Here is a 12,161-nt window from a genome sequence, read left to right on the forward strand (position 1 = left end):
AGACAATGGAATTATTAGTGAATTTTCAACCTGCTAATAACGGAGTTGAACAATGCCTATTAAAAATAAATCGTTAGTTTTTCAGCAAACCCTAAATTACATTAAAAAAATCTAAAGTAAACTTTTAAATGAAGTTCTCATTGTGAATTTTTAATAAATTAATCTTATGGTAAATATAAAAGTATTCAATTTGAAGTTCGACATAGTATTATTTCTAATGTTGACGATCAAATTTATCTCTTGCGCACAAGAAAATGAAGTGAATGTTGAAAAATCTGGTAATGATTATTACATTGCTGCTTACGTTTGGCCCTCGTGCCACCACGACGAGCGTTTTGGCGATATGCTGTGGCCCGAAGGAAAGGGTGAATGGGAAATCATCAAAAAAGGCAATCCGCGTTTTGAAGGCCATTACCAGCCTAAGGTTCCGCTTTGGGGTTACGAACCGGATGATGATCCGAAGGTGATGGAAAAATGGATTGACGCTGCCACAGATCACGGCGTGAATGTGTTTATTTTTGACTGGTACTGGTTCGATGAGGGACCATTTTTAGAAAGTTCGCTGAATAATGGTTTTCTGAGAGCAAAAAACAGGGACAAAATACAGTTTTACCTCATGTGGGCCAACCACGATGTGCGTCGCAACTACTGGAACGTGCATGAATTTACCGACGATTCGTCCATCATGTGGGAAGGCGCTGTGGATTGGGATAATTTTAAAATTATTGTGGACCGGGTCATTGAAAATTATTTCAGCCAGCCCAACTATTTCAAAATTGATGGGTGCCCGGTTTATTCCGTTTTCAGTATCCACAACCTGGTTAAAAGTTTTGGTAGTGTGGAAGAAACCCGAAAAGCCATCGATTACTTTAGGGAAAAAACCCAAAAGGCCGGTTTTCCTGATTTACATCTTCAGTTGATTGGCAACGGGGCGCCAGGGGAAAACCTGATTCGAAATATTGAAGCATTGGGTACCAACAGCATCACCAAATACAACTGGGGGGGGCCGCATCCGGAAGATTACATCCGGTGGGGAGTGGAATCGACGGAGCGAAGAGAACAGTGGGATGAAACGCTTTCCATTCCTTATTTCCCCAATGTTTCTATTGGCTGGGACGATTCACCACGCTTTCCGCACAAGGGAAAAGAGCATGTGGTGCATTACAATAAATCGCCCGAAAGTTTTGCCGCCTGGATGCAAAAAGCTAAAGAATATTGCGATGCACATCCTGAACAGCCAAAGCTCATCACAGTTTTTTCGTGGAACGAATGGATTGAAGGCAGTTACCTTTTACCTGACATGAAATATGGATTTAGTTATCTTGAAATCGTAAAAAAGGTAATGCTTAATGAATACAATCCTTATTTAGATTAATGTTTTCACATAATTGGGTTATAATTATTGTTTTTTGCATGCAAATAATTATTATTTTATAAAGCCATCCAATAAGAATTACTATGAAAAAAGTTATATTATTACTCATATTTTTTAGTTTTCTTTTCATTAGTCATGCTCAAAAAAATGAAACCAACGAACTGAATTTTATTGATCTGAATCAACCTGATCGTCTGCAATGGTTCAGTGACATGGGGTTCGGTATGTTCATCCATTTTAGTTTCGATAGTCAACTTGGAATTGTTATCAGCCATTCAATGGCCGGTGCTTCGAATGACTATTTAAAACGATATGTGCACGAACTTCCCAAAACGTTCAATCCTAAAGAATTCTCACCAGAGAACATTGCAATTTTGGCTAAGTTGGTTGGTATGAAATACATCGTATTTACAACAAAACATCACTCCGGCTTTTGTATGTGGGATACCCAAACCACTAAATTCAATATTATGAATACACCTTATGGAAAAGATTTACTTGCAGAATATGTAAAAGCTGTGCGTGAGGCCGGTCTCGCAGTTGGTTTTTATTATTCGCCTGAAGATTTTAACTTTCTTTATAAAAATGGGTTGCAGGTACGTCGGCAATTCACAGTCCCCCTTTCAGAGCCAGTTATGAAAAAATACATGGAGTTAGTCGAACAGCAGTGCACTGAATTAATGACTAATTATGGTAATATTGATATAATTTTTTTTGATGGTGGCGAAGGGCTTCTTCAGGAAAAATGTAAAAAAACAGTCTGGGAACTTCAACCAAACATTGTTGTAACTCGCGGTGCAATTAAAACCCCTGAACAATCGATTTTAAGGCTTTTATCGCATAAACCATGGGAATCGTGTATTACTCTCGGCACTCAGTGGGCTTTCAAACCAACAAACGAAACTTACAAAACCGGTACTCGCCTTATTGAAATTTTAATTGAAACCCTGTCTAAAGGAGGAAATTTATTATTAAATGTTGGACCAAAACCAAATGGTCAGTTACCCGAAGAGCAGGAAGCATTGCTTCGCGAAATTGCTGCTTGGAGTTTCATAAATCGCGAAGCTATAGAAAAAGTTAGTCCATGGGTTTTGCCCAATGAAGAAAACATTTGGTTTACTTGGAGACCTCAAGAAAAAACCCTTTATGCCTTTCTGACTAAAATCTCTGATTGGCCAAGAGGAGTCCGAAAAGAGTTTCTTTTAAAATCAGTTCTTGCTTCAGAAAAAACAGAAGTTAGCGTTTTGGGGCAATCAGGTGAATTGGTGGAATATCAACCCAAAGTGGATGCTACTACTTTGTTCAAACAAAAAGAAGAAGGTTTGTATGTTTCATGTGTGCGCGCGCAGCGAATCTACAACAACCACAAATGGCAAAATCCCATTGTTTTGAAAATAACTTACGCTTCTCCAGCTTTTAATTGACATTGGCATAGTGCGTAATTATAAATGTTCATTTAATTATTAGCCAGCAATTATGAAATTTTTTAAAAAATAATATTTTGCAAGTCAACTATTTCATATAAAACGAAACTACGATGAAACATTTATTTACTGCCGTTTTTGTTATTTCCGTGCTATTTACTTCCTGCAATCAGACCCCATCTTCAGAAGAAAATGAGGGATTAAAAGATGTGACCGGTTTGTATGTCGGCACGGCCGTAAATTACCGCCAGGTAACTACCCGCGATACGATACGTTCAATTATTGTGAATGATTTTAGCAGCATTACTCCCGAGAATGAAATGAAAATGTACAGCGTGCTGTCAGGTCACGGAGAATACCGATGGAATGGTGTCGATACTATGGTTGCGTTTGCCCGGCGCAATAACCTGCGGCTCTTTGGCCATTGCCTGATTTGGCATTCGGGAACACCCGGCTGGCTCACCGAAATGGAACACGACAGCACCTCGCTTTCAAATTTCATGAAAGAATACATCCACACTTATGTTTCAAAGTACAAGAATGATGTGGATGGCTGGGATGTGGTAAATGAAGCCATTACCGACAGCGCCGGGACCATGCGTGAAACGTTTTGGTACAACCTGCTTGGTGAATCGTACATCGACCAGGCCTTTCGGGCAGCACATGAGGCTGACCCCGAAGCGGTGCTCTTTATTAACGATTACAATAATGAGCGTGACACAGTTAAAATGAATGCCACCATCGATTTGATAAACCGGTTGAAAAGCAGAGGTGTGCCGGTTTCAGGAATCGGCCTGCAAATGCACACCCGTATGGATATTCCGGATGAAATAATTGCACTTAACCTGAAAAAAGCTGCCGAAACAGGTTTGCAGGTTCACCTCTCGGAAGTGGATGTAATTTTTAACCGGCACAACGACCAACCCGGCGGTGGAGAACAGATTTACCCGGAACTGACCGAAGAAATGTTGCAGAGGCAGGGCGAAAAATACCGCAAAATTGCGGAAATGTATCGCGACATTGTTCCTGAAAATCAGCAGTACGGAATCACTGTTTGGGGTTTTAATGACCGCACCTCATGGATTCCCGGTTTCTTTGGAATGAAAGACTGGCCTACGCTTTACGACGAAAATTTGCAGAAAAAACCGGCTTATTATGGTTTTAAAGAAGGATTGTCAGAATAATATTTCAGAAAAAATCAGAAATGAAACGTTTTCAATTTATAACACTTCTTTTCGTTTGCATTGCATTTTCTTCCTGCACCAATTCAGTTAAAAATCTTTTCTGGGGAGATGGGGAAGAACAATTTGAGGTGCTGCAAATTTTTGATGACGAACGTTTTCCCAACGTGGTTGTGGCTACCGATGGAACGGTTGTTGCCACCTGGGGGCGCGAAAATTTCAGGGTGCGCCGCAGCGAAGATGGCGGCAAAACCTGGGGGCCGGAAACAACAATTGCCAATCCCGGTTTTCAGGGTGGAGGAACTATCGTGGATGAAAATACAGGCGACATGCTGGTTTTTGTGGAAGAAGGTCATCCGGTGGCGCCGTTACATGTTTTCCAGAGCAAGGACCATGGAAAAACCTGGCAGGAAGAAGAAACAACAATCCTGCCCAATTCACTTGGGCACATTCCTTCCATGCACATGAACGAACATGGAATTACCTTAAAAAAGGGAGAATACGCCGGAAGGCTCATCCGGCCAACCCGTTTTTACGGTGGTGGTAACGGCCGTGAATTTTGGGACGAACATTATACCAATGCCATGTTTAGCGACGACGGCGGCAAAACTTGGCAGGCCAGCGAACCCTTTCCGGCAATGGGAACCGGCGAGGCAGCCATTGCAGAACTTTCTGACGGAACACTTTATTACAACTCCCGGCGGCACAAATCAACCGACGGGCTCAATCCGCGCTGGCGTTACATCGCCAAAAGTCACGACGGCGGCCAAACCTGGGAAGATCTCTCGGTTAGCGAAGTGTTGCCCGACGGTGCCCAGCACACCGATTACGGACTGATGGCCGGTCTGGTGCGACTGCCTATCGAAGGGCAGGATATTCTTCTATTCAGCAACATCGATGTGCCTGCCAGCCGGAAAGATGAGGATGTTCCTTTTGAATTACGGACTTCGCGGCGGTTCAATGGAACGGTTTGGGCGAGTTTCGACGGCGGCAAAACATGGCCGGTAAAACGCGTGGTGGATGAAGGCAGTTTTGCTTATTCCTCGCTAACTGCTGGCCGAAAAGGAACGTCTTCCGAAGGTTGGATTTACCTGTTTTATGAAAGTGATGGCGGTGCAAAAATGGCGCGGTTTAATCTTGCCTGGCTAACTGAAGGCCGCCACTGGAAAGAGTTCCTGCCGGAGAACTAAAACAAAAAACCCTGAAGGCAGGGAGCCTTCAAGGTTTGAATTGAATGGTTGGCTATTTCAATTTTTTGTATCTATATGTATATTCTAAAATTGGGCAAAAGGTAACCCTCGATTTTTAATTTTTTTTTCACTATCCCACCAATTTGGAAATTGATTTCTCTGTGAACCTCTTTTTTACTGCTTTTTGGTTTTATTCAATTTTTATCTGAATTTTTTTCGAAAAAGTATTCGAAGGTCAGTATCGGCCTGTTGTTTGGCGCGGCGTATTTAAGACACGTTATGGTAATTAAAAACGCCTACTTAATTACCATCAATTCTTCTACAAAACCCGCTGATTTATTGGTTGGTGCTGAAATTTTAAATTCTGTTTTTCTTAAAAGTTTAACAGGCCAGGATGAATCCAGTTTCCGCGTAACAGTCAATTTCTCTGATGCACCAAAATCCATAGAATTTAAGAGTGCAGAAAACATTCTGTTCATTTGGTCAGTAATTTGGGTAGTACTTGTGTCAGCAACCATTTTGTCGATTGTGCCAGAAACCTGATTTGAGGCACCTGCCAGTAAATCTTTATAAGCCTTAAAATCAAAACTTTTTTCTTCAACAATATTATAGTTGGTTGAATCCGCGGATTTTATCACATAAGTTTTCACCTCAGCACCGTTGAAATGTTGTAACTTGAATGGATTGGCCATGGCGTCCATTGTATAAAGGGTATCGGTAAAAGAATAATGAATTTTGTATGAATAGAGAAGTAAGTCAATTATTTGTAAGGCCTCACTTTTTGACTCAAGCGATGATGACAACTCATTTAACTGAACGGTTGCTTCGTGTAATTTCTCCGGGGTTTTATTTTTTAATATGTTCAATATTTCAGCCCGGGATTTATTCAGGTTAGCCTTATATTCTTTGCTGTTTATAATTTCGGAGGTTAACGAATCCTTTTTGATTTTAATATCAATTTCGAAGCTTTGATTACCTGAAAATTCATTCAATAAATCATTATAGTAGCTACTGCCCAAATTAATCAATTGATTTTCTGTTTTTAATTTTATGAAGTAACTACTGTCTGTAACTGAGGAAATTATAATTTTACTTTCGGTAGTTAAAGTGGTGTCTTTAACGGATTTCCCATTTTTAATTTCTTGTCCCGAAAGTTGAATTGATATTTGTTTGGTTTCACCTTCTTTCCAGTCCATTTCCCGGGCAATCTGCTGACAAAAGCCGGTGCTGGAAATAGTTAGCAATAGGATAAGGAATAAATAATTTTTTATCATTAAATTTTCAATTTACTTGTTATTCATTGAATCAGCTATTAGTAATTCTACTTTGACACTTTACACTAATATCGAAAAATCTATTCGTTTTACCCTAAACCCCAAGGGGAACCAAATAGATTTTTCTTATTTCTCCACTTGGGGCCGGGGTGAAAAATAAGAAAAATCGGTCTCTCATATAATCTGTCAAAGTAGAAGTAAAATGTTTTTTTGTATTTAAAATGCGTGGTAACGAAATAGTGGATTCGTGTGCATTGCGTGCAAAATACAACAATGCACTGAAACTTTAAATGATTGCAAGCGTAGATTTGTTCTAAATAAAAATCAGAGGAATCAGCTACTTCAAGGGCATTGGGGTTGGTGACTTGCGTTGTGCTAACTATAAACTATTAAGATAGTCATTTCGAATGTTCACCCAATATTGTTGGGTAAAATGAGGTGATGACAAAATATGAAGGATTGGTAAGATGATTGTAAATTCTTATCCTTATTTTTGTTGAAAACAGAAAAGTTGATTGTTATGAAACGAACATGAATTTTCATTTTTTCAAATTTACAAACAAGAAGAATTAAAATTCATTGAGAGTTATCCCATAGGGATTCCTTTGGAGCATCGAATACAAATGAAATAAACAATTTTAATGAGATGAATAGTGCAGAAATAAAACTCGATTTGTTCAGGAGAATTGATAATTTATCAGGTGCTGATTTAAAAAGAAATTACGATAAAATTTTGGCATTGCTAAATGCCACAACAAAATATAAATTAAACCCAAAAGAGCGAAAGGCCGTTGAAGAGGCTATTGAAGAAAGAAAAACAGGAAACAGCATGACGCATAAACAGGTTTTGGCTGAGGCAAAACAAAAATACTCCAATTTAAAATTCGAATGAGGGAAATAGTTGGAACAATATAGCCAGGCTTGATTTTTATGAGAATATTGATTATTTGTTGGAAAATTGGTCAGAAAAAGAAGCACAGAACTTCATTGATGAAGTAATTCATGTTGAATATATCTTAAGTCTGGGAATTGTTGATTTTCAAGATACTGATTTTACTGATGTAAAGCGCCTCGTAATCAGCAAACAGATTACATTGTTCTATAAAATTGTGAATGAACACAAAATTGAATTTTTACGGTTTTGGAATAATTATAAAGATGACAACAAGCTCAACTTATAGAAAGTCTTTTTACAATATATCCCTATTTTTCCTATCTTTCGCCTTCAAAACAGAACTATGCCAAAATTCCCGCATTACCTGCAACCCGATGCCATGGACTGCGGTCCGACTTGTTTACGGATCGTGGCCAAATATTTTGGGAAGCACTACAACCTGGAAACATTGCGGGAACTCACCTGGAAAACCCGTGAAGGGGTTTCGCTGCTGACCATTTCCGATGCCGCCGAAAAAATCGGGTTCCGTTCGCAGGGAGTGCGGATAACTTTCGATAAAATTACCGAAATCCCGCTGCCGGCCATCATACACTGGACGCAAAACCACTTTGTGGTTCTCTACAAAATTAAAAAACGGGGCAAGAAGCTGGAGTTTCATGTTTCTGACCCGGCGCACGGGTTGTTAAAATACAGCGAGGAAGAATTTGTAAAATTCTGGGCTTCGACTCAGCAGGAAAGCGAACCTGCCGGCATTGCCCTAATGCTTGAACCCACTTCTGATTTTTATGTGGAAGAGGGTGAAAAAGTAAAGAAAACGGGATTTGGCTATCTTTTTTCTTACCTGCGTCCCTACCGAAAACTTATTGTTCAGTTACTTCTCGGGTTCCTGGTAGGCAGTGTTATCAGTCTCATTTTCCCGTTCCTCACGCAGGCCATTGTGGATGTTGGTATTTCAACCAATAATCTCAATTTTATTGTGCTGGTGCTGGTGGCACAATTGATTTTGACCGCCAGCCAAACGGCCGTGGGGTTCATCCGGAGCTGGATTATGCTCCACACCAGTGTGCGGATAAGTATCTCGCTCATTTCCGATTTTCTGATAAAACTGATGAAACTGCCCATCCGCTTTTTCGATACCAAACTTATTGGCGACTTGCGCCAGCGGATTGAAGACAACCAGCGGATTCAAAACTTCCTTACGCGCAACCTGGTGAGCATGTCGTTCGGCATTTTCATATTTATTATTTACAGTTTTGTGATGGCCTACTACGACTGGACCATCCTGTTTATTTTTTACGCCGGAAGCACTTTGTATGTTTTATGGATTTTACTATTCCTGAAAAAACGAAAAGAAATTGATTATAAACGTTTCAACGTAGCTTCGGCCAACCAAAGCAATGTGTACCAGCTGATAACCGGGATGCAGGAAATCAAGCTGAATAATTGCGAAAAGCAGAAGCGCTGGGAGTGGGAGCGGATTCAGGCAAAACTATTCCGTGTGGGCGTAAAAGGTTTAATGCTGAATCAGAATCAGGAGGCCGGCTCAATTTTTATTAATCAGGTAAAAAATATTCTCATTTCGTTTATTGCCGCCAAATCGGTAATTGAAGGCGACATGACACTGGGTATGATGATGGCCATTATCTATATTATTGGCCAGCTCAATAGTCCCATCAATGAGTTTATCGGTTTTATCCGCGCCGGACAGGATGCTAAAATCAGTTTGGAACGCCTGGGAGAAATCCATCAACGTGACGATGAAGAGCAGGTTGAGGTCCAGAAAAATAATGAACTGCCTGAAAGAAAAGAGATAACCATAACTGATTTGTCATTTCATTACGAAGGGCCAAAATCACCGCGGGTGCTCGATAAAATTAATTTGGAAATACCCGAAAATAAAGTTACGGCCATTGTTGGTGCCAGCGGAAGCGGTAAAACCACACTCATTAAAATGATGCTGGGTTTTTATCCGCCTAACGAAGGAAAGATTGAAATTGGTGGAATTGGCTTGCAGCAGTTCAATATGGAAATGTGGCGCAGCAACTGCGGTGTGGTCATGCAGGATGGATTTATTTTTTCGGATACCATTGCCAACAACATTGCCGTGGCCGATGATTATCCCGACCGTGAAAAGTTGAAACGCGCCGTGGAAATTGCCAATATTGGCGAATATATCGAAAGCTTGCCACTGCGTTACAACACAAAAATAGGGCAGGAGGGAACCGGCCTGAGCCAGGGACAGAAACAGCGCATTTTAATTGCCCGGGCGGTTTATAAAGATCCGCGTTACCTCTTTTTTGATGAAGCGACCAATGCCCTCGATGCCAATAATGAAAAAGTCATCATGGAAAAACTTTCGGGATTTTTCGAGGGTAGAACTGTAGTTACTGTTGCCCACCGTTTAAGTACGGTGAAAAGTGCTGACAAAATTGTGGTGCTGGAGAAAGGCCGGATAGTAGAAACAGGCACCCACGAGAATCTGGTAGCAAAAAAAGGAGCGTATTACGAACTGGTGAAGAATCAGTTGGAGCTTGGAGGTTGAGAAACAGAAAGTTGATAATAGTAATGAGTAGAAGGGCTGGACGCAGATAATTATGAAGGTTATGATCAAATATCATTAAGATCAGCGTCTCAAATCAAAAAGTTATGTATGATAATTACAAATATTCGGATATTACAAAATTGATTATCAGTGCTTATTTTCAGGTTTACAACAAACTGGGGTATGGATTTCTCGAGAAGGTTTATGAAAAAGCGATGATGATTGAATTGAATAAGCTTAAGTTGAAATGTGAGAGTCAAAAAAGTATAAAGGTATTTTATGAAGGAATAGTGATAGGTGATTATTATGCAGATTTAGTTGTAAACGATTGTGTTATTGTCGAGCTTAAGGCTGTTGAAGCAATTGCACCGGAACATGAAGTTCAACTGGTTAACTATTTAAAGGCTTCGGAAATAGAAGTTGGTTTGCTTCTTAATTTTGGAAGAGAGCCTGAGTTTAAACGAAGGGTGTTTTCAAAAAACTATTCATAATTACATTCAAATAAATCTTAAAAATCAGCGTCTGAAAGAATGTCAAATAAATCAAATATCGAAATAAGGTCCGACGAGGTGCAGGAAATCCTGGGTACACCACCGCGCTGGATTGTGCGTTGGGGAATAACCATTATGCTACTTGTGGTCGCTGTTTTGCTGGCCGGTAGTTACTTTTATAAATACCCCGATTTAATTTCTTCGCGCATTACCATTCTTTCAGAAAATCCGCCGGTGCAGATTGTGGCCAAATCAGATGGAAAAATTGACCAGTTAATAGTTTCAAATAACGAAATGGTTAACCAGGGTGAAATTTTGGCGGTAATCGAGAACCCGGCCAATTATAGCGATGCCTACCGGCTATTACTTAAGCTGGATTCAATCGATTCTTATTTTGAATCACCTGAAAGTTTTCAGTTTGTCAGTTTCGACGAAAATTACAGTCTTGGTCAGTACCATTCCTATTTTTCTTCGTTTGTAAGCCAGTTGAAAAGCTACCAGACGTTTCTCACATTTAATCCGTACGACCAGCGGATACAATCTTTGCAGAAGCAGATTGCGGATTATAAAGTATATTTTAATAAATCAAGGGATCAAATCAGCGTGTTGCGTCAGGATTACGAACTGGCATTCGGACAATTTACACGCGATTCTGTGCTCTTCCGGCAGCAGTTGCTTTCCGAATCGGATTACGAGAAATCGAAAGCTGCTATGCTGAAACAAAAACTGGCCTACCAACAGGCAATGACAGACCTGGCCAATATACAAATGACAATGAATAACCTCAGGGAACAAATAAATGAACAGCAAATTTTAAAGGCCGAATCAGAGAACCAGTTACTGGCCCTTTTAAAAGAAAGGTATGATAATTTAAAAAATGAACTGATAAGTTGGGAACAGGCATTTATTTTGAAAACCCCAATTGAAGGACAAGTTACTTTCACAAATGTGTGGAGCGCCAATCAATATGTTTCCTCTGGCAATGTGGTGTTTACGGTTGTGCCAACACAGGAGCAGGATATCATTGGCAGGGCATTGGTGCCTATTGCCGGTGCCGGGAAAATTGAACCCGGACAGCGGGTTAATATTAAACTCGATAATTATCCGCACATGGAATTCGGAATAGTGGAAGGCAAAATAACCAACATTTCAAAAGTTCCGGTGAATACTGAAGCAGGGGCATTTTATACGGTTGAAATTTCGCTGGTTAATAATCTGGTAACCAACTATAACAGGGAACTTACATTCAGCCAGGAAATGCAAGGGGTAGCTGAAATTATTACAAAAGACCGCCGACTTATCGAACGGCTGGTAGAGCCTCTGGTTTCGGTTGTGAAAGAACGAATGTAAAAGGCACAAATCTCCCGCAATTATATAGAGATTCCATTTTTTGCCTTCTCCCACTTTCTTTCCTGCCCTCTGCTCTTTGCTCTGTTTCTTCTGCTCTGTCCCTTCTGCTCTTTGCCCTTTGCCCTGTCCCTTCTGCCCTCTTTCACTGTGGATTTTTTCTACATGTTTTCGGGTAATCCACATCGGCAATATTAAGCTCTAAAGGGAATATTTGTCAAGTGAAAGCCTCTGTAATTTGTTGTTTTTTAGTTTTTTATAGAATCCTTTTTGGATCCACATCCCTTTTGGCATGATTATTCCAAATTTCGTGAGTAAGAAATTATTTTTATTGTCGAATTTAAATACAATACTTCGTTAAATAATTAAGCGGCAATAGTGCCATAATATATAAGTTCATTGACATGGTTTCGATTTTTAGCAGAGTATGCATTCACACCGA

9 protein-coding genes are annotated in these 12,161 nt (G+C 40.0%); 8 read left to right on the forward strand and 1 reads right to left on the reverse strand.

Going from position 1 to position 12,161, the window contains the following annotated elements:
• The first annotated feature begins 217 nt into the window (after positions 1-217).
• From BUC07_RS19765 to BUC07_RS19780, 4 genes are all read left to right on the forward strand, one after another.
• Positions 218-1,375 (forward strand): glycosyltransferase WbsX family protein, encoded by a 1,158-nt coding sequence (locus tag BUC07_RS19765; protein WP_139279667.1) that lies wholly within the window; start codon positions 218-220, stop codon positions 1,373-1,375.
• An 83-nt stretch (positions 1,376-1,458) separates the two neighbouring features.
• Positions 1,459-2,799, forward strand: coding sequence for an alpha-L-fucosidase (locus tag BUC07_RS19770; protein ID WP_073173956.1), 1,341 nt, complete (start codon positions 1,459-1,461; stop codon positions 2,797-2,799).
• 113 nt (positions 2,800-2,912) lie between these two features.
• Entirely contained in the window at positions 2,913-3,983 is a 1,071-nt protein-coding gene (locus tag BUC07_RS19775; RefSeq protein WP_073173958.1) for an endo-1,4-beta-xylanase, read from the forward strand.
• Between the two features lie 20 nt (positions 3,984-4,003).
• Positions 4,004-5,170: a sialidase family protein gene (locus BUC07_RS19780; protein WP_073173960.1), complete on the forward strand. Its 1,167-nt coding sequence runs from the start codon at positions 4,004-4,006 to the stop codon at positions 5,168-5,170.
• A gap of 296 nt (positions 5,171-5,466) precedes the next feature.
• On the opposite strand, the gene BUC07_RS19785 is transcribed toward BUC07_RS19780, so the two are convergent.
• A complete protein-coding gene (locus tag BUC07_RS19785; protein WP_139279668.1) occupies positions 5,467-6,366 on the reverse strand; it encodes a hypothetical protein in 900 nt (299 codons plus the stop codon).
• A gap of 724 nt (positions 6,367-7,090) precedes the next feature.
• Here BUC07_RS19785 and BUC07_RS19790 point away from each other — a divergent pair.
• The 4 genes from BUC07_RS19790 to BUC07_RS19810 all read left to right on the forward strand — a co-directional run bounded on the left by BUC07_RS19790 (position 7,091) and on the right by BUC07_RS19810 (position 11,722).
• Positions 7,091-7,336: a hypothetical protein gene (locus tag BUC07_RS19790; RefSeq protein WP_073173965.1), complete on the forward strand. Its 246-nt coding sequence runs from the start codon at positions 7,091-7,093 to the stop codon at positions 7,334-7,336.
• Positions 7,337-7,682: 346 nt separating this feature from the next.
• On the forward strand, positions 7,683-9,881 hold the full coding sequence (locus BUC07_RS19800) for a peptidase domain-containing ABC transporter (protein WP_073173969.1): 2,199 nt from the start codon (positions 7,683-7,685) through the stop codon (positions 9,879-9,881).
• A 104-nt stretch (positions 9,882-9,985) separates the two neighbouring features.
• On the forward strand, positions 9,986-10,372 hold the full coding sequence (locus tag BUC07_RS19805; RefSeq protein WP_073173971.1) for a GxxExxY protein: 387 nt from the start codon (positions 9,986-9,988) through the stop codon (positions 10,370-10,372).
• A gap of 39 nt (positions 10,373-10,411) precedes the next feature.
• Positions 10,412-11,722 carry an HlyD family secretion protein gene (locus BUC07_RS19810; protein ID WP_073173973.1) on the forward strand — a complete coding sequence of 437 codons (1,311 nt, stop codon included), beginning with the start codon at positions 10,412-10,414 and terminating at the stop codon, positions 11,720-11,722.
• Positions 11,723-12,161: the final 439 nt, after the last annotated feature.

It is taken from the genome of Tangfeifania diversioriginum, from assembly GCF_900141875.1.
Taxonomy (GTDB): Bacteria; Bacteroidota; Bacteroidia; order Bacteroidales; family Prolixibacteraceae; genus Tangfeifania; species Tangfeifania diversioriginum.

Excerpts from the sequence above, each read along its gene's own strand:
- BUC07_RS19765 (WP_139279667.1), top strand. The coding sequence starts at position 218 with ATGTTGACGATCAAATTTATCTCTTGCGCACAAGAAAATGAAGTGAAT.
- BUC07_RS19770 (WP_073173956.1), top strand. The coding sequence starts at position 1,459 with ATGAAAAAAGTTATATTATTACTCATATTTTTTAGTTTTCTTTTCATT.
- BUC07_RS19775 (WP_073173958.1), top strand. The coding sequence starts at position 2,913 with ATGAAACATTTATTTACTGCCGTTTTTGTTATTTCCGTGCTATTTACT.
- BUC07_RS19780 (WP_073173960.1), top strand. The coding sequence starts at position 4,004 with ATGAAACGTTTTCAATTTATAACACTTCTTTTCGTTTGCATTGCATTT.
- BUC07_RS19785 (WP_139279668.1), bottom strand. The coding sequence starts at position 6,366 with ATGGACTGGAAAGAAGGTGAAACCAAACAAATATCAATTCAACTTTCG.
- BUC07_RS19790 (WP_073173965.1), top strand. The coding sequence starts at position 7,091 with ATGAATAGTGCAGAAATAAAACTCGATTTGTTCAGGAGAATTGATAAT.
- BUC07_RS19800 (WP_073173969.1), top strand. The coding sequence starts at position 7,683 with ATGCCAAAATTCCCGCATTACCTGCAACCCGATGCCATGGACTGCGGT.
- BUC07_RS19805 (WP_073173971.1), top strand. The coding sequence starts at position 9,986 with ATGTATGATAATTACAAATATTCGGATATTACAAAATTGATTATCAGT.
- BUC07_RS19810 (WP_073173973.1), top strand. The coding sequence starts at position 10,412 with ATGTCAAATAAATCAAATATCGAAATAAGGTCCGACGAGGTGCAGGAA.